The 25,693-nt window shown below is 68.3% G+C and carries 24 protein-coding genes; 8 read left to right on the forward strand and 16 right to left on the reverse strand.

From position 1 onward, the window contains the following. Positions 1 to 55 precede the first annotated feature (55 nt). The gene (locus tag AC5ZH6_RS16495) at positions 56 to 1,276 is read left to right on the forward strand and encodes an MFS transporter (protein ID WP_288337497.1); all 1,221 of its coding nucleotides are present in this window, start codon (positions 56 to 58) and stop codon (positions 1,274 to 1,276) included. A gap of 7 nt (positions 1,277 to 1,283) precedes the next feature. On the opposite strand, the gene AC5ZH6_RS16500 is transcribed toward AC5ZH6_RS16495, so the two are convergent. The 4 genes from AC5ZH6_RS16500 to serA form a co-directional block, all read right to left on the reverse strand. Continuing rightward, a complete protein-coding gene (locus AC5ZH6_RS16500) occupies positions 1,284 to 2,276 on the reverse strand; it encodes a hypothetical protein (RefSeq protein WP_288337498.1) in 993 nt (330 codons plus the stop codon). After that, positions 2,273 to 2,623 carry a GntR family transcriptional regulator gene (locus tag AC5ZH6_RS16505; protein WP_014360520.1) on the reverse strand — a complete coding sequence of 117 codons (351 nt, stop codon included), beginning with the start codon at positions 2,621 to 2,623 and terminating at the stop codon, positions 2,273 to 2,275. The genes AC5ZH6_RS16500 and AC5ZH6_RS16505 overlap by 4 nt, the downstream gene beginning before the upstream one ends. Positions 2,624 to 2,803: 180 nt before the next feature. Then, entirely contained in the window at positions 2,804 to 3,814 is a 1,011-nt protein-coding gene (locus AC5ZH6_RS16510; RefSeq protein WP_020170780.1) for a 3-isopropylmalate dehydrogenase, read from the reverse strand. Next, complete coding sequence (serA, locus tag AC5ZH6_RS16515; RefSeq protein ID WP_288337500.1) at positions 3,811 to 5,406, reverse strand: phosphoglycerate dehydrogenase; 1,596 nt, start codon at positions 5,404 to 5,406, stop codon at positions 3,811 to 3,813. Before serA ends, AC5ZH6_RS16510 begins: the two co-directional genes overlap by 4 nt. Before the next feature lie 295 nt (positions 5,407 to 5,701). Between serA and AC5ZH6_RS16520 the strand changes: the two genes are divergently transcribed. Beyond that, positions 5,702 to 6,367 carry a chymotrypsin family serine protease gene (locus AC5ZH6_RS16520; protein ID WP_006371022.1) on the forward strand — a complete coding sequence of 222 codons (666 nt, stop codon included), beginning with the start codon at positions 5,702 to 5,704 and terminating at the stop codon, positions 6,365 to 6,367. A 93-nt stretch (positions 6,368 to 6,460) separates the two neighbouring features. Here AC5ZH6_RS16520 and AC5ZH6_RS16525 read toward each other — a convergent pair whose 3' ends face one another. The 7 genes from AC5ZH6_RS16525 to AC5ZH6_RS16555 all read right to left on the reverse strand — a co-directional run bounded on the left by AC5ZH6_RS16525 (position 6,461) and on the right by AC5ZH6_RS16555 (position 12,945). After that, positions 6,461 to 6,859: a hypothetical protein gene (locus tag AC5ZH6_RS16525; protein WP_006371021.1), complete on the reverse strand. Its 399-nt coding sequence runs from the start codon at positions 6,857 to 6,859 to the stop codon at positions 6,461 to 6,463. Next, the gene (locus AC5ZH6_RS16530) at positions 6,852 to 7,691 is read right to left on the reverse strand and encodes a hypothetical protein (protein ID WP_288337502.1); all 840 of its coding nucleotides are present in this window, start codon (positions 7,689 to 7,691) and stop codon (positions 6,852 to 6,854) included. Before AC5ZH6_RS16530 ends, AC5ZH6_RS16525 begins: the two co-directional genes overlap by 8 nt. Further along, a complete protein-coding gene (locus AC5ZH6_RS16535; protein ID WP_288337503.1) occupies positions 7,688 to 8,974 on the reverse strand; it encodes a hypothetical protein in 1,287 nt (428 codons plus the stop codon). The genes AC5ZH6_RS16530 and AC5ZH6_RS16535 overlap by 4 nt, the downstream gene beginning before the upstream one ends. Continuing rightward, positions 8,974 to 9,273: a hypothetical protein gene (locus AC5ZH6_RS16540; protein ID WP_288337504.1), complete on the reverse strand. Its 300-nt coding sequence runs from the start codon at positions 9,271 to 9,273 to the stop codon at positions 8,974 to 8,976. Before AC5ZH6_RS16540 ends, AC5ZH6_RS16535 begins: the two co-directional genes overlap by 1 nt. 151 nt (positions 9,274 to 9,424) lie before the next feature. Next, positions 9,425 to 10,438, reverse strand: a complete 1,014-nt coding sequence (gene ilvC, locus AC5ZH6_RS16545; protein WP_006371018.1) for a ketol-acid reductoisomerase — start codon at positions 10,436 to 10,438, stop codon at positions 9,425 to 9,427. A gap of 78 nt (positions 10,439 to 10,516) precedes the next feature. Then, on the reverse strand, positions 10,517 to 11,017 hold the full coding sequence (gene ilvN / locus AC5ZH6_RS16550) for an acetolactate synthase small subunit (RefSeq protein WP_006371017.1): 501 nt from the start codon (positions 11,015 to 11,017) through the stop codon (positions 10,517 to 10,519). Beyond that, positions 11,014 to 12,945, reverse strand: a complete 1,932-nt coding sequence (locus AC5ZH6_RS16555) for an acetolactate synthase large subunit (protein ID WP_170320224.1) — start codon at positions 12,943 to 12,945, stop codon at positions 11,014 to 11,016. The genes ilvN and AC5ZH6_RS16555 overlap by 4 nt, the downstream gene beginning before the upstream one ends. 368 nt (positions 12,946 to 13,313) lie before the next feature. On the opposite strand from AC5ZH6_RS16555, the gene AC5ZH6_RS16560 reads away from it, so the two are divergent. Both AC5ZH6_RS16560 and ilvD read left to right on the forward strand, forming a co-directional pair. Continuing rightward, on the forward strand, positions 13,314 to 13,820 hold the full coding sequence (locus tag AC5ZH6_RS16560) for a PH domain-containing protein (RefSeq protein WP_288337505.1): 507 nt from the start codon (positions 13,314 to 13,316) through the stop codon (positions 13,818 to 13,820). Between the two features lie 240 nt (positions 13,821 to 14,060). Further along, positions 14,061 to 15,905 (forward strand): dihydroxy-acid dehydratase, encoded by a 1,845-nt coding sequence (gene ilvD, locus AC5ZH6_RS16565; RefSeq protein ID WP_006371014.1) that lies wholly within the window; start codon positions 14,061 to 14,063, stop codon positions 15,903 to 15,905. A gap of 87 nt (positions 15,906 to 15,992) precedes the next feature. Here the strand turns inward: ilvD and AC5ZH6_RS16570 are convergent, their stop codons facing one another. Then, on the reverse strand, positions 15,993 to 17,327 hold the full coding sequence (locus tag AC5ZH6_RS16570) for a DoxX family protein (RefSeq protein WP_288337507.1): 1,335 nt from the start codon (positions 17,325 to 17,327) through the stop codon (positions 15,993 to 15,995). 139 nt (positions 17,328 to 17,466) lie between these two features. Here AC5ZH6_RS16570 and AC5ZH6_RS16575 point away from each other — a divergent pair, with 139 nt between their 5' ends. Further along, entirely contained in the window at positions 17,467 to 18,606 is a 1,140-nt protein-coding gene (locus tag AC5ZH6_RS16575) for a PQQ-dependent sugar dehydrogenase (protein WP_288337512.1), read from the forward strand. 19 nt (positions 18,607 to 18,625) lie between these two features. Here AC5ZH6_RS16575 and gatB read toward each other — a convergent pair whose 3' ends face one another. Beyond that, positions 18,626 to 20,128, reverse strand: a complete 1,503-nt coding sequence (gene gatB / locus AC5ZH6_RS16580) for an Asp-tRNA(Asn)/Glu-tRNA(Gln) amidotransferase subunit GatB (RefSeq protein WP_026920012.1) — start codon at positions 20,126 to 20,128, stop codon at positions 18,626 to 18,628. A 128-nt stretch (positions 20,129 to 20,256) separates the two neighbouring features. Between gatB and AC5ZH6_RS16585 the strand changes: the two genes are divergently transcribed. After that, positions 20,257 to 20,484 (forward strand): PspC domain-containing protein, encoded by a 228-nt coding sequence (locus tag AC5ZH6_RS16585; protein ID WP_020170776.1) that lies wholly within the window; start codon positions 20,257 to 20,259, stop codon positions 20,482 to 20,484. Positions 20,485 to 20,497: 13 nt separating this feature from the next. Here the strand turns inward: AC5ZH6_RS16585 and AC5ZH6_RS16590 are convergent, their stop codons facing one another. The 3 genes from AC5ZH6_RS16590 to AC5ZH6_RS16600 form a co-directional block, all read right to left on the reverse strand. Continuing rightward, a complete protein-coding gene (locus AC5ZH6_RS16590; RefSeq protein WP_006371009.1) occupies positions 20,498 to 21,532 on the reverse strand; it encodes a 6-phosphofructokinase in 1,035 nt (344 codons plus the stop codon). Positions 21,533 to 21,663: 131 nt separating this feature from the next. After that, complete coding sequence (locus tag AC5ZH6_RS16595; RefSeq protein WP_006371008.1) at positions 21,664 to 22,347, reverse strand: LuxR C-terminal-related transcriptional regulator; 684 nt, start codon at positions 22,345 to 22,347, stop codon at positions 21,664 to 21,666. 10 nt (positions 22,348 to 22,357) lie between these two features. Continuing rightward, a complete protein-coding gene (locus AC5ZH6_RS16600; protein ID WP_014360533.1) occupies positions 22,358 to 23,665 on the reverse strand; it encodes a sensor histidine kinase in 1,308 nt (435 codons plus the stop codon). Positions 23,666 to 23,842: 177 nt separating this feature from the next. On the opposite strand from AC5ZH6_RS16600, the gene AC5ZH6_RS16605 reads away from it, so the two are divergent. Both AC5ZH6_RS16605 and AC5ZH6_RS16610 read left to right on the forward strand, forming a co-directional pair. Then, on the forward strand, positions 23,843 to 24,469 hold the full coding sequence (locus tag AC5ZH6_RS16605; protein ID WP_288337509.1) for a hypothetical protein: 627 nt from the start codon (positions 23,843 to 23,845) through the stop codon (positions 24,467 to 24,469). Further along, positions 24,466 to 25,683, forward strand: a complete 1,218-nt coding sequence (locus AC5ZH6_RS16610) for an alpha/beta-hydrolase family protein (RefSeq protein ID WP_288337510.1) — start codon at positions 24,466 to 24,468, stop codon at positions 25,681 to 25,683. Before AC5ZH6_RS16605 ends, AC5ZH6_RS16610 begins: the two co-directional genes overlap by 4 nt. Positions 25,684 to 25,693 lie beyond the last annotated feature (10 nt).

The raw sequence follows: 25,693 nt of genomic DNA on the forward strand, positions 1-25,693 counted from the left end.
TCAATTCTCATATTATGAGACGTGACGAGTCCCGACAGAGCTTCGAGGAGGCGACATGAATTCCCCCGACACCATCGGCACCACCCGCAGGTGGACGATGCTCGCGTGCTCGCTGATCGCTGCGATGACCACCACCTGTGTGGTGTCCGGGATCGCCTACCTCATCCCCGCCCTGCACGCCGAGGGCATGAGCGTGTCGCGGGCGTCGGTGCTCGCCGCGGTTCCCACGGTCGGATTGATGATGGCCATCATCGGCTGGGGCAGCCTGCTCGATCGCCACGGCGAACGCGTGATCCTGACGATCTCGCTGTCGCTGACCTTGATGGCGGCGATCGCGACGGCAGTGGCGGCATGGCGATCGGCCCCGTTCACCGTGTTGGCGGCGTTGCTCTTCCTCGGCGGCCTGAGCTCCGGTGCCGCCAACGGCGCCAGCGGCCGGATCGTGGTCGGCTGGTTCCCCGCGGCCCAACGCGGCACGGCCATGGGCGTCCGGCAGATGGCCCAACCCCTGGGAATCGCGGTGTGCGCGTTGAGCATGCCCGCGATCGCCCAACACCGCGGCATCGCCGCAGCGCTGGTGGTCCCCATCGTGGTGACCGCGCTCGGGTTGCTCGCGTGCGTCCTGGGCATCGTCGACCCGCCGTCGGCTCGCTCGATCGCCGCCGCACCAGCACGAAACCCGTACCGCGACAGCTGGTTCCTGGCACGCGTACACGCCGTCAGCGTGCTCCTGGTGATCCCGCAGTCGATGCTGTGGACCTTCGTGCCGACCTGGCTCATCGTGGCCCGCCACTGGTCTCCGGCCACGGCCGGTGTCCTCGTGACGATCACTCAGACGCTCGGCGCGCTGGGGCGCATCGCGGCCGGGCGATGGTCGGACGCATGGTTGTCCCGCATGCGGCCGATCCGGCTGATCGCCGTGGTCGCCGGTGTCGCGATGGGCGTTCTGGCACTGACCGATTGGGCCGACAGTCCGGTGTGCGTGGTTGTCATGATGGTGGCCTCGATCGTCTCCGTCGCCGACAACGGCCTGGCCTTCACCGCGATCGCCGAATTCGCCGGGCCGCGCTGGAGCGGACGTGGTCTCGGCATCCAGAACACCGCACAGTATCTGGCCACCGCCGCCACCACCCCGCTGTTCGGCGCCCTCATCACCGCGGTCGGTTTCCCGCTGGCCTTCGCCGCGAGTGCGGTGGCTCCGGTGATCGCGGCACCGTTGGTTCCGCGCGACCAGCTCCCGCAGCCGGAGCCGGTGTCGGTCGACACGCCCGGCTGAGAGTCGCTCAGCCCGGCAGACGTTGGGCGAGCACTGCATTGATCAGGCCGGCCGCGGTCGCGGCATCGTCGACGACGACGAAGTCGCGCCGGCCGTCGGTGCGAGTCACCATCACGGCCTCACCGGAGCGCACCACGAATCCCCACGCGCCCTTGCCCTCTCCCCGGATGGCCAGACGGCGGCCGTAACCGCCGGTGTCGCGCAACGCGTGCACCGTGATGACCTCGGCACGGACGATGTCGGCCATGGCGATCTCCTGGCGCGGCCACGGCAGCGCGCCGCGCACCGTCATCGCACTGCGATCGATCCGCACCCGCACGGTTCCCATCAGGACGGCGCCGAGGACGATCAGGGCGGGAACCACCAGCAGCCACCACACCCCGGTCACCGCGGTGATGATGACCAGCACCACCGCGGCGGCGGCCAAGAGGACGTCGGCGACCACCGAATTCCCCACCGAGCGTTGCCAATAGAAGCGTTCTCCGGAAGCGAGGTCTTCGGCGGGGACCGCACCCACGGGCCCGCCGACCGCGGTGGCCCACTGCGGGATGAGAACCCAACTCGCCGCCGCGACGACCGCCGCGATCGCAAGGGTGAGCAGGATCGGCACCACCGGTGTGGCAACGTCGTGGACGGCGGCCACTCCCCGCTGACCTGCCGCCACCGCGGGGATCACCCCGGCGATCGCGACCACGAGAAAGTTGATCAGCGCCACGCTCGCCCGGACCTGCCGGGGATGTGACATCGCGAGGGACGCCACGGTGTTCAGCGCAGCGGCGAGCACACACACGGCCACCACCGTCACGATCGCGCCGGCGATGCTGCTCGTGCCGTCGACTCCCCCGGTACCCCAATGTGACGCCATCGGATCGGGAAGATCGCCACGCCATGCCGACAGCAACGACACTGCGACACCCAGCATGACGACTGACGGGACCACGCCCACCAGCGCGCACCGAAATCGTTGTTCCCGAGTGGGTTTCGACGCTGTCGCGGTCATGACATCCTCCTGGTGATCTCTGCCGACAATTCCGTGGGTCCGAGTCCCCACCGCTGCGCCACCCCGATGAGCCGATCGAGGGCCTCACCGATCTCGGCCTGTTCCGGCGCGCGATCGGACACCACCGCGCCCCGCCCGCGACGCAGTTCGACGAGCCCCTCATCCCGCAGGATCTGATAGCCGCGCAGCACCGTGTGGACGTTCACGTCCAGCGAGGCGGCCAGTTCCCGAGCTGCGGGCAGCCGTTCGCCGGCGCCGATGTCACCGCGGACGATGGCGCCGCGAACCGACGCCGCGATCTGGGCAAAGATCGGCGAACGATCGGTGGGATCGACTCGGATGAACACACTCTGATTGTATAGTTCTATTGAAACTAGAACAAGCGACGCCCGAGATCCCCATTCCACGGTCCCCGTCGGAGACCCCTCACGCCGACCACAGATGACGGTGGCCCGGTCCGGGGGTGGGGTCTCCTCGACCACCACACCACCGGACCGGGCCACCGGGCAAGTGCAGAATCCTATGCGCTACAAGCGCTCTCGAATACGCTTACCGATCTCCGAGGTCGACAGCTCCTGGCCGTCGCGGTCGAGCAGATCGTCGGCGACGGCCTGTTCAACACGTCGAGCGCCCTCGGCATCGCCGAGGTGATCGAGGAGCAGCGCCACCGACAGGATGGCGGCGGTGGGGTCCGCCTTGCCCTGACCGGCGATGTCGGGGGCGCTGCCGTGCACCGGTTCGAACATCGACGGATTGGTCCGCGTGGCATCGATGTTGCCCGACGCGGCGAGCCCGATCCCACCGGAGACCGCGGCCGCGATGTCGGTGATGATGTCGCCGAACAGGTTGTCGGTGACGATCACGTCGAACCGTCCGGGGTCGGTGACGAGGTAGATCGTCGCGGCGTCGACGTGGCAGTAGTCGGTGGTGACATCGGGGTACTCGGCACCGATCTCCGCGACCGCCCGACTCCACAACGATCCGGCGAAGGTCAGCACATTGGTCTTGTGGACCAATGTGAGGTGTTTGCGCCTGCGGCTCGCCCGCTCGAAGGCATCCCGGACGACGCGCTCGACGCCGAAGCGGGTGTTGACGCTGACCTCGGTGGCGACCTCGTGCGGGGTGCCCACACGGATCGAGCCACCGTTGCCGGTGTAGGGGCCTTCGGTGCCCTCACGGACGACGACGAAATCGATGTCGGGGTCCCCGGCGAGCGGCGAACTCACTCCGGGTAGCCGGCGCGAGGGCCGCAGGTTCACATGGTGATCGAGCGCGAAACGCATGGAGAGCAGCAGTCCGCGTTCGAGGACCCCCGACGGCACCGACGGATCACCGATCGCGCCGAGCAGGATCGCGTCGTGCTCGCGCAACGAATCCAGATCGGCCTCGGTCAGCAATTCACCGTTGCGGTGATAGCGCCGGGCACCGAGGTCGTACTCGGTGGTCTCGACGTCGGGAGTCACCACCCGCAGCACCTCGAGTGCCTCGGCGATGACCTCGGGGCCGATTCCGTCCCCGGCGATGACGGCGAGCTTCATGACAGATCCACCTGTTCGATCAGAGTTGCACCGACTGCGGACTCGATGGCCTCGACCACCGCGTCGTCGACCTCGCGGCTGACCCGCAAGATCATGGTGGCACCGGCACCTGCGGCGTCCTGGGAGAGCGCTGCGGCCAGGATGTCGATGCCCGCGTCGCCGAGCAGCGTACCGATCTTGCCCAGCGAGCCCGGCTGATCGGTGTAACTCACCAGGAGGTTGAGGCCCTCGGCGCGCATGTCGAAGTTGCGTCCGTTGATGTTGACGATCTTCTCCACCTGCCGCGGCTCCGACAGCGACCCGGCCACGTTGTGGACCGAGCCGTCGGCGAAGACCGCCTTGACGTCGACCACGCTGCGGTGATTGGGGCTCTCGGTGGCGGTGGTCACCTCGCTGGTGACACCGCGCTCCTGCGCCACCTTCGGGGCGTTGACGAAGGTGATCGGCTCGGTCAGGGCGGCCTCGAACAGGCCGCGCAGCGCCGACAACCCCAGCACGTCGACGTTGCTCGCGGCGAGTTCGCCGCGCACGTCGACGACCAGTGACGTCGGCAGTTCGGAGCTGATCGCCCCGACGAGCACACCGAGCTTGCGGGCCATCTCCAGCCACGGGGCGACCTCTTCGTCGACCGTGCCGCCGACGATGTTGACCGCGTCCGGGACGAAGTGGCCGGCCAGTGCCAGCCGCACACTCTTGGCGACATCGGTACCCGCGCGGTCCTGGGCCTCGCTGGTCGAGGCACCCAGGTGCGGTGTCACCACGACCTGCGGCAGCTCGAACAGCGGCGAGTCGGTGCACGGTTCGGTGGCGAAGACGTCGAGGCCGGCGCCGCGGACCTGTCCGGCGACGATCGCGTCGGCCAGCGCCTGCTCGTCGATGAGCCCGCCACGGGCGGCGTTGACGATGATCACGCCCTTCTTGGTGCGGGCCAGCTGGTCGGCGCCGATGAGGCCGAGGGTCTCGGGCGTCTTGGGCAGATGCACCGTGATGAAGTCGGCGCGCTCGAGAAGCTCGTCGAGCGAGACCAATTCGATGCCGAGCTGGGCCGCACGCGCCGGCGACACGTAGGGGTCGTAGGCGATCACGTGGGTCTCGAAGGCGGCCAGTCGAGCAGCGACGAGCTGGCCGATCCGGCCGAGTCCGACCACGCCGACGGTCTTGTCGAAGATCTCGACACCGTTGAATGACGAACGCTTCCAGGTGTGTTCACGCAGGGTCGCATCGGCGGCCGGGATCTGACGGGCCGCCGAGAGCATCAGCGAGATGGCGTGCTCGGCGGCGGTGTGGATGTTGGAGGTGGGCGCGTTGACCACCATCACGCCGCGCTCGGTGGCGGCCGGCACGTCGACATTGTCGAGGCCGACGCCTGCGCGCGCGATGATCTTCAGTTTCTTGCCCGCGTCGAGGACCTCGGCGTCGACGGTGGTGGCCGAACGCACCAGGATCGCGTCGGCGTCGACGACGGCTTCGAGCAGTTTCGGGCGATCGGGTCCGTCCACCCAGCGCACCTCGACCCCGTCGCCGAGGGCTTCCACGGTCGAGGGGGCCAGTTTGTCGGCGATGAGAACGACCGGCAGGCCAGCTGAGGTCACAGTTTTTCTCCAGAATCGGTGGCGAGATCGGGCGCGATGCCGTAACGGCATCCGCAAGTCAGCTTAGAGACCTCTCCTGATGCGGCGAGCAGCCGGGCGTCGACGCGACCGAGCGGCACAGGGTGGACGTGTACATTGTGAGCGGCATTACGGAAGTGTTGCGATGCGGCGGCAGAGTGTCGCCGAACCGCGGCACCCGTCGAATCCGCCGGTACGGTGGCGCTTCGGGTGATGTGTCAACAATCGATTCGGCGGTCGAGAAGCCGCGCCGGTCGGGTAGCAGAGTGGAGTATGGATGAAGAAGAAGCTGACAGTACTGTTGGCTGTCCTGGCAGCGACGGTACTCGCCGGCTGGGGGGCTCCCGGCGCCGCACAGGCGGCACCGGCGAAGATCTTCCTCGGCGGTGGATCAGGAATCCTGATCCTGCAGGGCGGTGACTCCGCCAAGGCGTGCACCCTGACCACGATCGGTCATGCGAAGACCGGTCAACTGATCGGCATCACCGCAGGACACTGCGGCCAGCCCGGGCAGCAGGTCCTCTCCGAGACGTTCCAGGATCGCGGTCAGGCCGGTGTGGTGACCTATTCCGACCCGAAGGACGATGTCGCGATCATCGAGTTCGACCCGTCGCGCGTCGTACCGCTGCGCACCGTGCGGTCGGTGACGATCCGCGGGATCGACACCCGCCCGATCGGTTTCCCGACCGTGGCGTGCAAGGAAGGCCGCACCACCGGCAGCACCTGCGGTGTCGCCTGGTTCTCCGACGGCGACGTGCACTTCTCCCAGATGTGCGTCATCGAGGGTGATTCCGGCAGCCCGGTGGTCGTCGGCGACAAACTCGTGGGCATGGTCAACGCCTACTACTTCCTCGGCTGCCTCGGCCCCGAGACCGGCACCAACATCGGGCCGATCCTCAACTACGTGAACCACACCAAGTACAAGGGCTTCTCGGTCTACTGACCCTGAACTCGCTCCATCGAGTGCGCCCCCTCCCCACCTCGGGAGGGGGCGCACTCGTCTGTGGGGTCGGGCGTGCGTGCAGATCTCGCCGATTCATCCGCCGGTACCGTGTCGTCGGCGATGATCGGCCATCTCGGCGTCGAATTCGCGCCGCGTCAGCTCGGCGATGCGCCGATGGTCCTCGGCGTCGATTCCGCCTGATCTCCACGACCATCCACCATTCTCGATCCAGTCGTCGAGAGCGGCGTCGATGCGCCGGCGCAGCTCCGCGTCACGGACTCGCCGGTCACGCCAGAACAGTGCATGGTCATCGGGGCGCCAGGTGCTCGGCAACGGAAGGACGGCGTCGATCAGGCCCGCTTCGACCCCTGTGACGCCGTCGAGTCCGGCGACCATGCTCCGGATCTCCTCGGTGCGTTCGGGCTCGTGCGCCAGATCTCGCAGCACCGCAACGTATTCCGGAGGCAACGGTGAGTGGGCCCGATCAGACATCGGCTCGACCGTCGTCGACGAGTGATCCGTCACGCAGGCGCTGCAACACCCGGGCGTCGGCGAGTTCATCGCGCAGTTCCGGATGCCGCCGGTAGAAGTCCAGAAGCCAGAAGGTCGTCGGCGCTCCGAGCCGCACGACGTTCAGGCGTAGCCGCGGTTCCTCGTCCGCGCCGATGGCCAGCCATGCGTCGGCACCCCTGCGACGTCTGCCCACATCGGTGGGCATCGGCTCGGTGCGTTCGAGGTCGGTCCAGGCGATCGCGCCCCGTGGACCGAGTCTCTTGCCGACGACCAGGGCGTGCGGGGTCAGCACCAGAGGGTCGGGCCGGCGCCGAACCATTTCCCAGACGAGACCGACCGCACCGGTGACAGCGACGGCCAGAAAGGTGAACGGCGAGACCGGCCGCGGCGAGTGTTGCACGAAGGAGAGATCGAGTTCTCCGGAGCACACGGCGTAGAACGCCCCGGCACCGCCGAGGGCGAACGCCGCCGGCAACGCAATGTCCACCGCACGTTCGCGGTCATCGACACGAATCACCAATGCCGCCCCCGCGATTCGCACGCCGCGGAGGTCCGGTCGGGTCGCGCCCGTGCGCATCCACCGGAGTTCTTCGGACAACAGCAGCAGGGCGACCCCCGCGGCGCCGGACGCGGCCGCCACCGCCACGACGACGCTGCCGCCGAAAGCCGACATCACCGACGCCCCCGCGAAGATCGAGCAGACAACAGCCCAGAAGACCCTGCCCACCCACAGGCGCCACCGCGCTCCCTGCCAGGCACGTGGGCATCGATGGTATGCAGGCCGCTTGCCGACCACCTCGAGATTCCTCATCGACACAGCACCTGACCCACGATGTTGCCCACCGTGGACCCCCCAAGACTCACGATTGCGCCGGTCCAGAAGGCCCGCAGCGGACTCATCTCCGGGGCCAATGCCAGCAGTGCCAGATCGGCGCCCAACCCGACACCGCCGGCCACGCCTGCCACACACCGTTCGTAGCCGTTCTCCGCCGTGGCGACCCCCATCGCCGTACCGAGCAACGTCAGACCCGGCCCGGCCGCTTTCGCACCGATCTCCAGGCGCGCAACCTGGGCCTGGGTGAGGTAGGGAAGCCCGCGTGCCACGGCGGATTCGGTCGCGGACATGCCACCCGCGGCCAGGGCGATCGCATAGTCACGGGAGGACGGGATGGGGAAGGTGATCCCGTCGACGACCGCCTCGGTCGTACCGTCGGGGCGCTCGGTCACGACGGCGGGCGACTTGCCCGGACGAGTCAACGACACGGTTGACGTGCCATCGCCCGCGACGGTGCGCGTGGCGGTCAGAACACCTTCCGGACTGCGGAATTCGGTCCGGTTCACTCCGGGACCGCTGGTGTAGGTCTGCCGGGAGCCGTCGAGCATCCTCACCGTCGTCGTCGTGGTGTCACCGGCGGTGGTGGTCTCGGTCTCGACGACCGTACCGGTCATGTGCTCGAGCAGTCGCGCACGTTGCAGGCCGCGGCCGAACTCGGGGTTGGTGCCTCCGGTGTTGTCACCGTGCGGGGCTTCGGTGAAGTCCTTGGGCGCGTGGGGATCCGCGTCGATCTCGGGAAGGGCCAGGCCGAGACCATCGCCCATCAGTTTTCGTCGCACAAACGCGCCGATGTCGTGATCGGCTCGGCTCAGGTCGACCAGGGCGGGATTGAGTTGCACCTGAAAGGTGTCGGCGACGGTCGCCAGCGTGGCGGCCAACGTCGCCGGGTAGTTCTTGACGCGCGGCAGCACGAGCCAGTCGTCGGTGACGAACAGATCGCCGGATTCGATGACCGTCAACAGGTTTCGAATCCTCGACGCCGCCGCGGTGAGGTCCGGAGCGGACCGGGCGACACCGATCGCCGAGTTGCGCGCGACGGCGCTCAGCGCGGTGGCCCGGCGGCAGCCGACGTCGGTCGCCGTCTCACCGGACTGCGCGGCCACGCCGGACCACAGACCGTCTTGCGCCACACGCGAGATGGCGTACCGGGCGCCCGAGACCTCGTCGTCGAGTGCTTCGCCGCTGTCTCCCAGCGTGTGGCCGGCAGCCCCCACCGATTCGGTCCGCCAGGTGTCGAACACCGTGCGGCTGGGAATCATCACCCCCTCCCGGGGGCAGGGACGCGACCGAACCGGTCGGCCAGTGCGGCATCGGAGGTCTCGTACTCACCGGCCGCGGTGTACACGGCCGCCGACACCTGCTCGAAGTAGTGGCCCACACCGGCCAACAACGGCCGCATCGCCGAGGCGGCGGTCTGTGCGGCGTACGCCGTGGTGGAGCCGGGCATCAGGGCCGCGAGGGCGTCGAAGTGGTGCGGCATGGGCGACGCGGAGCACTGTGCACCTACCTCGTCGACCCGAGTGGCGAACTGCCGCAACGCTTCCGGATTGACATCCATGACTCTCCCCCATCACGATCGACACCGATGGGCCAAGCATAGAACAGATGCATCGACGGGCCGAGAATTCATCCACAGCCCACTCGCCTGCCGCCCGAGACGAACGTGGCCCCGTTCCCATCGGGAACGGGGCCACGAATCACGCTTGTGTTCAGGCGGTTTCGGTGATCGGGCGATCCACCCAGCTCATCAGGTCGCGCAGCTTCTTGCCGGTGACCTCGATCGGGTGCTCGGCATTCTTCTTACGCAGGTCCTCGAGCTCCTTGTTGCCGCCCTCGACGTTGGCGACGAGACGCTTGACGAAGCTCCCGTCCTGGATGTCGGAGAGGATGGCGCGCATCCGGTCCTTGGTGTCGGCGTCGATGACCCGCGGACCCGAGAGGTAACCACCGAACTCGGCGGTGTCGCTGACCGAGTAGTTCATGCGGGCGATGCCGCCCTCGTAGATCAGATCGACGATGAGCTTGAGCTCGTGCAGCACCTCGAAGTAGGCCATCTCCGGGGCGTAACCCGCCTCGACCATCACCTCGAAGCCGGTCTTGATCAGTTCCTCGGTGCCGCCGCACAGCACGGCCTGCTCGCCGAAGAGATCGGTCTCGGTCTCCTCCTTGAAGGTGGTCTTGATGACGCCGGCACGGCCGCCACCGATCGCACTCGCGTAGCTGAGCGCCAGCGCCTGACCCTCACCCTTCGGATCCTGGTCGATCGCGATCAGGCAGGGCACACCCTTGCCGTCGACGAACTGCCGGCGCACGAGGTGACCGGGGCCCTTCGGGGCGACCATGCCGACGGTGACGTTGGCCGGCGGCTTGATCAGACCGAAGTGGATGTTGAGACCGTGGCCGAAGAACAGCGCGTCGCCGTCCTTGAGGTTGGGCTCGATGTCCTCGGTGAAGATCTGCGCCTGGCTGGTGTCGGGGGCCAGCATCATGATCACGTCGGCCCAGGCGGCGGCCTCGGCGGCGGTCATCACCTTCAGGCCCTGCTCGGCGGCCTTCTCCCGCGACTTGCTGCCCTCGCGCAGGCCGATCGCGACGTCGACACCCGAATCACGCAGCGACAGCGAATGCGCATGCCCCTGGCTGCCGTAGCCGATCACCGCGACCTTGCGGCCCTGGATGAGCGACAGATCGGCGTCGTCGTCATAGAACAATTCGATCGCCACAGTTGACTTCCCTTCGATATGTGTTGTGCCCCAAACGAATCGGTTATCCCGCGTGGGGCGCGTTGTGACTTGCGTGCGTCAGCGGTTGGCCGACATGCTCTTCGGGCCGCGTCCCAGGGTGACCGCGCCGGATTGCGCGATCTCCCGGATGCCGTACGGATCGAGCATCCGCAGCAGCGCCTCGAGTTTCTCGGCGGTGCCGGTCGCCTCCACGGTCAGCGACTCCGGGGAGACGTCGATCACCTTGGCGCGGAACAGATTCACGACCTCGATGACCTCCGAGCGCACCGTGGAGTCGGCGCGCACCTTGACCATCATCAGCTCACGTGAGACCGAGCTCGACGGGTCCTGCTCGACGATCTTGATCACGTTGATCAGCTTGTTGAGCTGCTTGGTGACCTGCTCGAGCGGGAAGTCCTCGACGGAGACCATGATCGTCATCCGCGAGACACCCTTGAGCTCGGTGGGCCCCACGGCGAGGGACTCGATGTTGAATCCGCGCCGGGAGAACAATCCCGACACGCGGGCCAGGACGCCCGGACGGTCCTCGACGAGGACGCTGAGGGTATGGGTACTCACTTCTGCTCGCCCTCCTGGCCGAGATTGGTGCTCTGATTGACCACTTCGTGGATGTCGGCGGGATCGGAGGCCGACGCATCGTCGTCGAACAGCGGCCGGATGTCGCGGGCCGCCATGATCTCGTCATTGCCGGTTCCGGCAGCCACCATCGGCCACACCTGCGCGTCGGCACCGACGATGAAATCGATGACGACCGGGCGGTCGTTGATCTCGCGGGCCTTGGCGATGACCTCGTCGACCTCTGCCTCGTTCTCCACCCGGAACGCCGCACAGCCCAGCGCCTCGGCCAACTTGACGAAGTCGGGGATGCGCATCGAGTGGGTCGCCAGGTCGGTGTTGGAGTAGCGCTCCTCGTAGAAGAGGGTCTGCCACTGCCGCACCATGCCGAGGTTGCCGTTGTTGATCAGGGCAACCTTGATCGGGATGCCCTCGATCGCACACGTGGCCAGCTCCTGATTGGTCATCTGGAAGCAGCCGTCGCCGTCGATGGCCCACACCTCGGTGTCGGGCGCGGCCATCTTGGCACCCATCGCGGCGGGCACCGCGTACCCCATCGTGCCGAGTCCGCCGGAGTTGAGCCAGGTCCGCGGCTTCTCGTAGGAGATGAACTGCGCCGCCCACATCTGGTGCTGACCGACGCCTGCGCAGTACACGGCGTCGGGGCCGGCGAGCTTGCCGATCTGGGAGATCACGAACTCCGGCGACATCGAGCCGTCGGCGGGACGGTCGTAACTCAGCGGATAGGTACGGCGGATGCCGTCGAGGTAGTCCCACCACTCCTCGAGCTCCGGCGTGGTGCCGGTGGTGGCCCGTTCGGCACGCAGTGTGTCGAGCAGATCGAGGATGACCGCTTTGCAGTCGCCGACGATCGGCACGTCCGCGTGGCGGTTCTTGCCGATCTCCGCCGGGTCGATGTCGGCGTGAATGACCTTGGCGCCCTGGGCGAATGACGAGAGCTGGCCGGTCACCCGGTCATCGAAGCGGGCGCCGAGCGTGATCAGCAGGTCGCTGCGCTGCAACGCGGCGACGGCCGCGACGGTGCCGTGCATCCCCGGCATGCCCAGGTGCTGCGGATGCGAGTCGGGGAACGCGCCGCGCGCCATCAGGGTGGTGACGACGGGGATGCCGGTGAGCTCGGCGAGTTCGAGCAACTCCGCCGAGGCGTTGGCCTTGATGACCCCGCCGCCGACGTAGAGCACCGGGTTCTTGGCGGCGTTGATCATCCGCGCCGCCTCCCGCACCTGCTTGCCGTGCGGCTTGGTCACCGGCCGGTAGCCGGGCAGGTCGATCTGCGGCGGCCACGAGAAGGTCGTCTGGGCCTGCAGGATGTCCTTGGGGATGTCGACCAGCACCGCACCGGGACGACCGCTCTCGGCGATGTGGAAGGCCTCGGCGATGACCCGCGGGATGTCGATCGCGTTGTACACCAAGAAGTTGTGCTTGGTGACCGGCATGGTGATACCGGAGATGTCGGCCTCCTGGAAGGCGTCGGTGCCGATGAGCGCGCGACCGACCTGGCCGGTGATCGCGACGACGGGCACCGAGTCCATCTGCGCGTCGGCGAGCGGGGTGACGAGGTTGGTGGCGCCGGGACCCGACGTCGCCATCATCACCCCGGCGCGGCCGGTGACCTGTGCATAACCGGTGGCCGCGTGTCCCGCCCCCTGCTCGTGACGGACGAGCACGTGGCGGACCTTGCGCGAATCGAGCAGCGGGTCGTACACCGGGAGCACCGCACCGCCGGGAATACCGAAGACCACCTCGACACCGAGTTCTTCCAGCGAACGGACCACCGACTGCGCGCCGCTGACGCGCTCGGGGGCGACGGTGTTCTGCCGTACCGCGCGGAGGCTGCCCGCCGCCGGCGATTCCTGACGCGACCCGGCGCCCGGAGTGGTCGTGTCCGTACGTGCTGTTGGTGCGCTCACTGCACGGTCCTTCGTGTTCATGGTCGACGGTCGTCGTTCTCAGTCGCAGGTGGACTGCCGTACTGGTCTGTACTACCGCTCAACCGGGGATTCGGGGTCAATGGGGGTGGGCAACAAAAAACCCCCGACAGCGGTTGCTGTTCGAGGGTGGCGCGTCGATGCTTGGAGGTCGATGAAGTGACCGGTCAGGCGACGACGCGCCGGCCGATTACTACGAGAAGCTCGTTGTGCATCACGTCAATCACGGTAGGACTGCAGATAGTGCAGAGTCAAACTCGTCTCCCCCGCGTCCCAGATCCTGGGAAATCACTGGTCCTCGGCACCCCCGCACGTCAAGAGCACCGACGCCCGGATGCCACAATGGGATCGTGACTCGTTCTTCCTCCGGCGCTCGGTCGTCCACCCCGTCCTCGTCCGATTCGGCACGGTCGACCCCGGCGGAGTCGACCACGGCAACATCGTCGGAGCAGACGTCCGACGCCGTCGCGTTGCCGCAGGAGTTCAAGGTCAGCAAGCTCGCCTATTTCGCCGTGCCCGCGACCTTCCTGGTGGTGCTGATCCTGGCCGGCACCAGCCTCGCGTGGTTCGGCTGGACCTTCGCGGTCCCGGTCCTGCTCGCGGTGTGGATCTGGCGCATCAAGACCGTGGTGACCGAGGACGGGCTGCGCGCGGTCGGCACCTTCGGTTCCAGGGAGGTCGCCTGGCCCGACGTCGAGGGCCTGCAGTTCAACCGGTGGGGCCCGGTGCGGGCGGTGCTCACCGACGGCGATCGTGTCCGCCTGCCCGCCATCACCTTCCAGGACATGCCGCGACTCTCGGCGGCCAGCGCCGGCCGGATTCCCGACCCCTTCGCCGCCGCCCGCGACGCACGCTGAGGCGAGCGGGAACTGTTTTGTTCGCGCACGTCAGCGAGGAGTACCGTGGACGCGGCTGATCGTCCACGCCATCGTGTCGACGGTCGCGGTCAGCGCCGGCGGCGAGGAAACAAGCCCACCCCCACCTCCTGAGTCGGACCCGCTCGCGAACACCCTCGAGCGGTTCGCGCGCTGACCCCACGTCAGTGCCGTGTGCGTCCGCAATGCGGGCGCCCAAGCGAACCCGATCGAGGAAACCCCATGCCACCCTTGCGGTCCCGAACCACCACCGTCGGACGCGAAGCCGCCGGCGCCCGCTCCCTGTGGCGCGCCACCGGAATGACCGACGACGACTTCGGCAAGCCGATCGTCGCGATCGCCAACTCCTACACGCAGTTCGTCCCCGGGCACGTTCATCTCAAGGACGTGGGTGAGATCGTGGCCGAGGCCGTACGCGCCGCCGGCGGGGTGCCCCGCGAGTTCCACACGATCGCCGTCGACGACGGGATCGCGATGGGCCACGGCGGCATGCTCTACTCGCTGCCGAGCCGCGAGATCATCGCCGACAGCGTCGAATACATGGTCAACGCCCACACCGCCGACGCCCTGGTGTGTATCTCCAACTGCGACAAGATCACCCCGGGCATGCTCAATGCCGCGATGCGCCTGAACATCCCGACGGTCTTCGTCTCCGGTGGACCGATGGAGGCGGGCAAGGCCGTCGTCGTCGACGGCGTCGCGCATGCGCCCACCGACCTCATCACCGCCATCTCGGCGTCGGCCAACAGCGACGTCGACGAGGCCGGGCTCGGCGAGGTCGAGCGCTCGGCGTGCCCGACCTGCGGGTCGTGCTCGGGCATGTTCACCGCCAACTCGATGAACTGCCTCACCGAGGCGCTGGGTCTGGCCCTGCCGGGCAACGGTTCGACCCTGGCCACCCACGAGGCCCGTCGGGCGCTGTTCTCCCGAGCCGGTCGTGTCGTCGTCGAGGCCGCCCAGAAGTGGTACCGCGACGACGATGCCTCGGTGCTGCCCCGCAGCATCGCGGGCCCGACCGCCTTCCGCAACGCCATGGCCCTCGACGTCGCCATGGGCGGGTCGACGAACACCGTGCTGCACATCCTCGCCGCCGCGCAGGAGGGTGAGGTCGCCGATTTCGATCTGTCTGTCATCGACGAGATCAGCCGCGGAGTGCCCTGCCTGTCGAAGGTCGCGCCCAATTCGGACTATCACATGGAAGACGTGCACCGGGCCGGTGGCATCCCGGCCATCCTCGGCGAACTGCGTCGTGCCGGGCTGATCGACGACTCGGCGCCGACCGTGCACTCCCCGAGTATCGCGGCGTTCCTCGACGACTGGGACATCCGCGGCGGCAAGGCGACCGACGAGGCCATCGAACTGTTCCATGCCGCGCCGGGCGGGGTGCGTACCACCACCCCGTTCTCGACCGCCAACCGGTGGGACGAGCTCGACACCGACGCCCACGGCGGCTGCATCCGCGACAAGGACCACGCCTACACCGTCGAGGGTGGGCTCTGTGTGCTGCGCGGCAACCTCGCGCAGGACGGTGCCGTCCTCAAAACCGCGGGGATCGACGAGGATCTGTGGCACTTCGAGGGCCCGGCGCGCGTCGTGGAATCCCAGGAGGAGGCCGTGCAGGTCATCCTGTCCAAGACGCTGCAGGCCGGCGAGGTGCTCGTCGTCCGCTACGAAGGGCCGTCCGGCGGGCCGGGCATGCAGGAGATGCTGCACCCGACGGCCTTCATGAAGGGCACCGGGATGGGCAAGAAGTGCGGCCTTATCACCGACGGCCGGTTCTCCGGCGGCTCGTCGGGGCTGTCGGTCGGTCACATCTCCCCGGAGGCGGCCGCCGGCGGCGTCATCGGGCTCATCGAGGACGGCGACCCGATCGTCATCGACGTCAAGACGCGACAGCTCGCCGTTCTCGTCGACGACGAGGTGCTCGCGGAGCGCCGCGCCAAGATGGAGGCCTCCGAACGGCCGTGGCAGCCCAAGGACCGGCAGCGCACGGTGACCACGGCGTTGCGCGCCTACGCCAAGCTGGCCACCTCGGCCGACAAGGGCGCGGTCCGTCAGGTCGACTGAATCCAGTTCTTCCCGAAGCATTTGGTTCTTCCTCGGGAGATTTCCCGGGGAAGAACCGACTGCTCGGGGACGAACGTGTCGTTCGCGCTACCGCGGGTTGCCGGCGGAGTTGAGCGGGTTGGTCCCGTTGAACAGCATCCACACCGCGACCGCGGCGGCGATGCCCACGATCAGCCAGGCGACGGACCCGAGGAACGGCCGACGCGCCCAGCCTCGGGAGGCGTCGAAGGCGTAGAGCCCCGGACCGGTCAGCACCAGGGCGGCGGCCGCCACCGCGAGGACGAGCTCGTACTCGATGCCACCGGCTGCGGCGAAGAAGGCGAATCCACCGGCCAGCGTCGTCTTGTAGGCCGCGGCCAGGAGCATCACCGAGACGATCGCACACGCTCCGATCGGGGTGAACAGGCCCAGGACGACCATCGCGCCGCCGATGGTCTCGGCCAGCGCGCCGACGATCGCCAGCGGCCGGGTGACGTCGGAGTGGAACCCGATCGTCGGGTTGGGATTGTTGGCGAGCATCTCCTGATATCCCGACAATCCCGGACCACCCCAGAGCCCGAACAGCTTTTGCAGACCGTGCGCGACGGCGACGATGCCGATCGCCAACCGCAGCAGGAGCAGGCCCAGATCGAGGGTGCCGCGCGGGGCCGTCACGGTGATCGGTTCGGCACGGGCGGCCTCGACAGTGGGTGCATCGTCGGCATGGTCGGCGTCGGCAGCATCGAGGTCGGCGGCATCGAGGTCGGCGGCGCGCCGGCCGAACAGACCCCGCCGCCGGCGGCCGGTCTCGGGCTGATCGTCGCGATCGGTACCGGCCCGCGCATCATCGTCGGTATCCGCGACGTCGCCGTCGAGATCGTCGCCGGCCGGCTCTTGCTCACCCAGCGCCCGGGTGGTCGGCAACGGCTCCTCACCGTGCAGGAGTGCTCGGGTGGGCGTCTCCGCCGGCTGCGCGCGTTTGCGCGACAGCTCGGGGAACGTCTCCTCCACCGACGGGATCGGTGTCGCGGGAAGTTTCTCGGTCGCCGGCTCCGGCTGGGTCGATGTCGCACCAGTCGATGTCGCGCCGGTCGGCTTCTCGATGGCCGCCGTCTCCGCGTCCGCTGCAGCCCCCGGGTTTTCAGCCATCACGGGTGGGATCGGCACGGGATTGCGGCGCGGTGGGCGCTGCTGCGGTATGCCGATCGGCCGGGTCTCCACCTCACCCGGGTCGAGGTCGTCGAGCGAATCCACCCGCGACAACCGTCCGGGTCGACGATGGTGCCGCTCATAGAAGGCGTCGCGGTCGGCGTCGCTGATCTCGGGTGTGGCGCTCTCGGGTCTGGCGCTCTCGGGTCGGCGAAACGCTCCCGTCGGTTCGTCGTAGGGGCTCGGTGGCTGGAACGTCTTGTCCGGCGCGTCGGGATGTTCGCGATCGGTCACATGGCCGATGCTAGAGGTTTCCGACCCTCGGGCGGCCGATCGCCGCGCGGTCGGCGCATCGCAATCGCCTACTGTGGTGGGCATGCGAGAGGGGCGGCGAATGCAGCGACGAGGGGCCGGGCCCGGCCAGCGTCGTCGGATGCTCGTCGCGTGTCGCCACCGGGTGACCGTGCTGATCGGTGTCCTCGCAGTGATGCTGACCGTCGCCGCCTGTGCGGATTTCTCGCAGCAGGATCGTGATCAGGCCGCTGGTCCGTTCAGCCCGAACAACGAGTCGTTCGAAGTACAGTCGACCCAGCCTCCGCAGTCGACACCGGAGAACCCGGGACAGGAGAGCCCTCCGCCGCCGGGACCGTGCGTCGATCCCGATCCCGCCGTGATCGCGACGTGCCTCGCCTCCACCGGCGGCGTGCGCGCGGGCGACGACGAGGGCGCGGTCACCGTCGTCGCCGAACGCACGACCGGCAAGATCATCACCACCAAAAGGTATGGGCCACAACGGGTCGTGGCGTCCTTCGACGTGGACGGATCGGGTGACGGAGGGTTGATCGACTTCGCCTTCTCCCCGACCTATCAGCAGGATCAGCTGATCTACGCGTTGATCACCACGCCCACCGACAATCGGGTGGTACGCCTCGCCCCCGGTGACGTCGCCAAACCGATCCTGACCGGAATCCCCAAGGGCGCCACCGGAAACATGGGCGCGATACTGTTCGCCTCGCCCTCGGAGCTGCTGGTGGCGACCGGAAACGCCGGCAACCCCGCGGCCGCCGGCGATCCCGGATCGCTCGCCGGTAAACTCCTCGCGGTCACCGACCTCTCCTCCGGATCGACCACCCGGCCCAAGATCCTGGCCTCCGGCCTCGGCGCGAATGTCGCGTTGTGCCCGAGCGCCTCCGGTGGTCTGTACATGACGGATCAGGGTCCGACCGAGGACCGCCTGCAATCGGTCGAGGAGTCGGGGGCGACGACGGTGCTGTGGACCTGGCCCGACAAACCGCAGATCGCCGGCTGCGCCGCGACCGGCGGACAGATCTTCGTCACCGAGACGCGGACCCAGCGCATCGAAGCGATCAACGAACCCACCAGGCAGCGCCCGACCATCACTCCGCCGACCGTCGTGCTGGAGAAACGCTACGGAGCGCTGGGCCGGATCACCGCGCTGGACAACGGGGTCGTGCAATTCGCGACGGTGAACCGCGCCTACGGGCAGCCGGTGAGCACCGATGACCGCGTCGTACGGTTCATCCCGCCGGCGGGGTCGGAGAGCAACACCTGAGTCGAGCCGCCCCGGGCCCCTACTGGCAGGCGGCCAGCACGAGCTCCTGAACGCGCGCCGGATCCGCTTGTCCGCGCGTCGCTTTCATGACATCGCCGACGATCTTGCCGGCCGCTTTCACCTTGCCCCCGCGGATCTTCTCGACGATGTCGGGGTTGGCGGCCAATGCGTCGTCGATGGCCTTCTGCAACGCCGAGTCGTCGCGCACCACCTCGAGCCCGCGATCGGCGACGATCTGTGCCGGTTGGCCTTCGCCGTCGAGTACCGCGACGGCCACCTGCTGGGCGAGTTTGGTGGTCAGCTTGCCCTCGTCGACGAGTCCGATGATCTCGGCGACCTGCTCGGGGGTGATGGGCAGATCGGCGAGGTCGCTACCGCGACTGTTGGCCTGCTGGGCCAGGAACGACACCCACCACCCGCGTGCGGCTTCCGGTGCGGCGCCGGCGTCGACGGTTGCGATGATCAGGTCGACCGCCCCGACATTGACCAGGTCACGCATGACCTCGTCGGACACGCCCCACTCCTGCTGGATACGGGCGCGGCGCACCCACGGCAGCTCCGGCAGGGTCGCGCGGATCTCCTCGATCCACTCCGCGGCCGGCTGCACCGGCGGCAGGTCGGGCTCGGGGAAGTAGCGATAGTCCTCGGCGGTCTCCTTGCGTCGTCCGGGCGAGGTGGTGCCGTCGGTCTCGTGGTAGTGCCGGGTCTCCTGCACGATCTGTCCGCCGGCGGTGAGCACCGCGGCCTGCCTGCGCATCTCGAAGGTCACCGCCGTCTCGACACTCTTGAGCGAGTTGACGTTCTTGGTTTCGGTACGGGTACCGAATTCGCTTGCGCCCTTGCGCATCAGGGACACGTTGGCGTCGCAACGCAGCGACCCCTGATCCATCCGCACGTCGGAGACCCCGAGCGACTTCAGCAGATCCCGAAGCGCGGTCACATAGGCGCGGGCCACCTCGGGCGCGCGCGCTCCGGCACCGACGATGGGTTTGGTGACGATCTCCACGAGTGGCACCCCGGCCCGGTTGTAGTCGAGCAAGGAGTGATCGGCCCCGTGGATGCGCCCGGCGCCACCGATGTGCAGCGACTTGCCGGTGTCCTCCTCCATGTGTGCGCGCTCGATCTCCACGCGCCAGGTGGTGCCATCGGAGAGTGCGACGTCGAGGTGACCTTCGTAGGCGATCGGCTCGTCGTACTGACTGATCTGGTAGTTCTTCGGCTGATCGGGATAGAAGTAGTTCTTGCGGGCGAACACGCTCGAGGGACGAATCGAGCAGTTCAGTGCGAGACCGATACGGATCGCGTATTCGATGGCGGTGGCGTTGACCACCGGGAGTGAGCCCGGCAGGCCGATGCACACCGGGCAGACCTGGGTGTTGGGGTCGGCCCCGAATGCTGTGGGGCAGCCGCAGAACATCTTGGTCGTGGTACCGAGTTCGACGTGGACCTCGAGTCCCATCACCGGATCGAATTCGTCGATGACCTGGTCGTAGTCCATCAATTCGGCAGCTGCGGCAGTCATGGCCACCAGTTTATGCGGCCGCGGGTCGGGACAAATCTCGGGGACGAAAGCAGGGACGTCCCCGATGCCACCGGCGCCGCAGACACCTAGCGTTTCAGGTGTCAGATGCCCCGGCGAAAGGACGCCCGATGACCATTCACCAGACACCGCACACCACACCGGTTCCCACCGCACGCCGGCTCACGCGCTCACGCAGCGACGCCTGGCTGGGCGGAGTGTGCGGCGGCATCGCCGCACGCTACGGATGGGATGCGTCCCTGGTCCGCGCGGCGTTCGTCGCCTCGATCCTGCTGCCCGGTCCGCAGGTGCTGCTGTATCTGCTGCTGTGGATCGTGATCCCCCGCGACCCGGCGTGAACCGGGCCGCACCTCAGCCGAAGATGACCCGGATCTCCTGATACTGGTCCAGCGGCACCGTCTTGGGGTTGGCCAGCGCCTCGTCGAAGGTGATCCGGTGCATCTCGGTGCCGCGCAGCGCGATCATGTGACCCCAGTACTTGTCGGCGACGAGGTCGGCGGTGGCCATACCCATGCGAGTGGCCAGCACCCGGTCGAACGAGGTGGGCGTGCCGCCGCGCTGGATGTGTCCGAGCACGGTCGCGCGGGTCTCGATGCCGGTGCGCTCCTCGATCATCGGTGCCAGCACCTCGGCGATACCGCCGAGGCGCGGACGGTTGAACCCGTCGAGCCCCTTGGTGGAGTGGGCTTCTCCCATGTCGGGCAACTTGAAGCCCTCGGCGACGACGACCATCGGCGCGCGGCCGCGATTCTTGACGCTGGTCACCCACGCGCAGATCTGATTCATGCTCTCGGGCTGCTCCGGGATCAGGATCGCGTGCGCGCCGCCGGCGATCCCCGAATGCAGGGCGATCCAGCCCGCGTGACGTCCCATCACCTCGAGCACCATGCAGCGTTTGTGCGAGTTGCCCGTGGTCCGCAGCCGGTCGATCGCCTCGGTGGCGATGTTGACCGCGGTGTCGAAGCCGAACGTGTAGTCGGTGGCGTTGATGTCGTTGTCGATCGTCTTGGGGACGCCGACGATGTTGATGCCGTCGGTGTAGAGACGTTTGGCCGCCGATGCGGTGCCCTCACCGCCGATGGCGATGACACCGTCGATCCCGAGGTTCTTGAGAACCTTCTTGATGGCGTCGGGGCCACCGTCGGGTTCGGAGTACGGGCCGAACCGGCTCGTGCCGAGGATGGTGCCGCCCTGGTTGGACAGGCCGCGCACCACCGAGCGGTCGAGTTCCATGATGTCGCCATAGACGAGGCCGTACCAGCCGTCGCGGAAGCCGACGAACTCGTGGCCGTAGACCGTCTCACCCTTGAGTACTGCGCCGCGGATCACCGCGTTCAGTCCGGGGCAGTCGCCGCCGGATGTGAGAATCCCGAATCTCTTGGCCATACCGCTGTGAGCCTCCTGCCCGTTGGAGCCGGGATCGCCGGAATTCCGCGCGACCCCGCGTCTGCACACAATCTAGTGCCGACGGCGCCCTCGTGCCCGCCGTCGGGACCCGCGCGGCGGGCTCGCGGTCCTCACTTGAGCCCGTTCTCGTAGGCGAAGACGACCGCCTGGGCGCGATCGCGCAACGACAACTTGGTCAGGACGCTGCTCACATGGGTTTTCACGGTCTGTTCGGCGACGAACAGGTCGGTGGCGATCTCCTGGTTCGATTTGCCATCGGCGACGAGATCGAGCACCTCACGCTCCCGCGGGGTCAACGTCTCCACCGCCGCGTCGGAACGGGGGCGCGCCCGGCGCCCGGTGACCTCACGGATGAGGCGGCGGGTGATCGACGGCGCCAGCAGTGCCTCGCCCGCGGCGACCACCCGAACCGCCCGGACGAGTTCGTCGGCGGGGGCGTCCTTCAACAAGAAACCCGACGCACCGATCCGCAACGCCTCGTACACATAGTCGTCGATGTCGAAGGTGGTCAACATCAGCACCTTCGTGCGGCCTGCGACGCCGTCGGCGGGTAGTTGCACCTCGTCGGCGCCACGCGCACCGAGAATCTGTGCGGCCGCCCACAACCCGTCGCGGCGCGGCATCCGCACATCCATCAGGACCACATCGGGATGGACCCGGCGACACAATTCCACGGCCTCGATGCCGTCGGCGGCGTCACCGAGCACCGACAGATCGGGTTGCGCGGCGAGCAGGGCCGAGAATCCTTGACGGACCATCGCCTGGTCATCGGCGACGACGAGCGTGATCGGCACGGCCGCAACGTTACCCGTTGGCGGGGAGCTCCGGCACCGCACCATGCGACACCGCGAGCGACGACATCACCGGAGTCCGTGCCGAGGCGGGGATGTGGGCGCGCACCGCGAATCCGCCGTCGGATGTGGGTGTGGCGGTCAGGGATCCGGCCACCGCCCGCGCCCGGTCGCCCATACCCGCGATACCCACCCCGGCCCCGGACAGGTGCAGGGGAGGTTCGGTCGGGGCGGTGTTGACGACGCTGACCTGTGCGGCGGGACCCGCGTACGGCTCGCCGACGACCGGGGTCAGACGCACCTCGATGTCGCCGCCCGGCGCATGCCGCGTCGCGTTGGCCAGGCATTCCTGCACGATGCGATAGATCACCAGCGCCGACGACTCGGCGAACACCGGGTGGTCGAGTTCGTCGGTGAAGTCGATTCGCGCGCCGGCCCGGCGGGTCTGGCTGATCAGCGCGTCGATGTCGGCGAGGCCGGGACTCGGGGCGGGCGCCACCTCCCCTCCATCGCCGGCTCCCGACACCCGCAGGACGCCGAGCAATTGCCGCACCTCGTCGAGTGAGGTGCGCGCGGCCTGCGCGATCGCCTCGAACTCGGCCGCGCAGACCTCGTCGACGTCGGGCAGCCGGTACCGCGCGGTCTGGGCCATCACGACGACCATCGACATGCGATGTGCCACAACGTCGTGCAGGTCTCGAGCGATCCGGGCACGTTCCTGCAGCACCGCACTGGTCGACTCGGCGACCTTGGTCTCCTCGGTGCGCACGGCGAGTTGCCTGCGCGAGGTGAGCAACCCGCGCAGCAGGGCCACGACGACGGCCATGAAGGTCAGTCCGACCACCCAGCCGACCCGCGCGCCCGGCGGTGCCGCGAACGCCATCACCAGCGACGCGCAGATCCACACCGGCGCGAGCAACCGCAACGGGCAGCGCAGATACGCCATGAACGTCAGGATCAGGAACGCGATGATGTGGGTGACCTGAATCGTCCACGGCCACCCCGGTGCCGCGGGGATGAACAGCCCGATGAGCTGCGCCCCGATCACCGAGATCGCCCAGCCCAGCATCGGCGCACTCCACGCCATCGCCACCGGCCACGCCGCCACCGCAGCCAGGATCGGCCAGGCGTACGCCGGAACATCCAGTGTCAGAGGCATTGTCGGCCACGACACCGCGAACAGCACCCCCGCGAAGATCGCGAAGAACCAGTTACCCGGAGACCGCACCCAGGCACGCACGCCCGGGTGCGCCACCACCGGCAACGTGCGCAGTTCATCCACGGCCGCAGCGCGCGCCGCTCGGACCATCCGTCCCATCATGTGATCACCTCGACCTCCACGCTAGGCGGCGTATCGGTCGAAGTCCTCATACTGCGGAGTGGGATCCGCACGCTACCCAAGAGCCAGACCGGTCCACAGTCACCCTCTACGGAGCCGACACCGATCGGCTCGCGCGGGCGATGTGCCCACGTGATCATCGTTCCTAGCGTCAGCGGCATGACTTCTGACGATGCTCGACGAACACGGCGGCGACGTGGCTTCCGTCCGGTGATGTGGATTCTGATCGGCCTGACCGTGATGGCGTTGCACGTGATGGCCGCCGGAAGGGCATCGGCGGTGCTCGATCACTCCCCGACCGACGCCACCGCCGCGGAGCAGACGGTTCGCACGCTCGTCGGCCCCCATCCGGAGAGCGTGCAGCGTGTTCTCCCCACGGATTTCGCGGCCGTCATGGGTTATCGACCAGTGCTCGAGACCGGCTACCCGGCCAACCCCGACGGCGGCTGCTCATCGCCGATCCCCCTACCCGAGCGGTTTGAGAACGCTTGCCGCACACACGATTTCGGATATGATCTGCTGCGCTACGCGCAGCGCACCGGCCGCCCGCTGGGCCCGTGGGCCCGACCGGCCCTCGATCACATGCTCATCGAGCGGATGCACGCGGCGTGCCACGATCCCGTGTGTTCGGCTGCCGCCGAGCTCAGTCGCGCCGGCCTGGCCCTGAACACGTGGCGGCAGTACTCCGGCCCGCCGGCACCGTCGGAGTCGATGACGACGATCGCGGCGTCGACCGCCGTTCGGGTCATCGCCGAGGTCGGTGGCCACAGCGGGGTGGCGCGATGACCTCCGCCGTCGACACCGTCGCACCGAACCGACGAGCACTGGGCCGACGAGCGCTGGTCCGACGAGCACTGGGCCGACTCTCCCCACCGGGTTCGCTCACCGTGGTCGGCGGGCTCATCGGCGCGCTCATCGCCTTGTGGCCGGGCTCGTTGCCACGGGATGTCGTCACCGCAGCCGTCCTGACCGGCGTGTGCGTGGCGGTGATGACGGCGGTGGGTCGTGCACTCGGGTCGGCACGGCCCGAACGCCTCATCACCTCGTGGGCGGTTGCCGCTCTCGCGGTCGCCGTCCTGATGGCCGGGTCGATTGCAAACACGTTGTGGCAGAACATTCTCCGCAGCGATATCGGAATCGCAGGCGTGGGGCCCGCATACCCTGCGGCGACGGCCGCGGCCGGATGTGCGGGGTTCGTCGCGGTCGCATGGTTCGGGCGCCGCGCTGCGATGGCGGCAACCGCAGCACTCGCCACGGTCGTACTGTTCTCCACGCCCGCGACCTCGGCTGCCGCATCGATCGATGCCACACCCACGGCTGCCGACATCGACCGAACAGCAACCGTTCTCACCGACACGTGGGTTCGCGAGGGCGGTTTGCGCCGCGGCGCGGTGGTGATCGCGGTACCCACCGGATCGGGGTGGGTCGACCCGCAGGCGACGACGGCGATGCGCGCACGTCTGCACGACGATGTGGAGTTCTTGTCGTTGCCGTACGCATCGGCCTCGTCCTGGCGGGTCTTCGTCTCCGACCGCGGTTCGGCCGCAACCGCAACCGTGGCCCTGTTACGCCACGTCCTCGACGCCCGCGACTCGCTGCCGCCGGGTGTCGCTCGACCGCGGGTGTACCTCTACGGACAGAGTCTGGGCGCCCTCGGCGCCGACCGTGCGCGGGAGTGGGCCAATACCCGCCATCCGGGTGCGGTGGCGGGCACCGTGCTGGCCGGGGTCCCCGCCGACACCGTCGATCCGCGGGGCGGCGGGTCGTCGCGCATCGTGTTCGCCAACTCGTCCGACCCGGTCACCCGATGGTCGACGGCAGCGGTGTGGCGCCCACCGACACGCCCGGCGCAGACCCGGATCGTGGGTGCGCGGATGCACACCCCGCCGTGGCTGCCGGTGGTGTCGTTCGTGCAGACGTCGGTGGATCTGCTCGGCGCCCTCGACGGCCCCGCCGGGACCGGGCACCGCTACGGGCCCGAACAGGGCGCGCTGCCGTGATGCCGGGAAG

This window comes from Gordonia sp. YC-XJ4 (genome assembly GCF_059511865.1).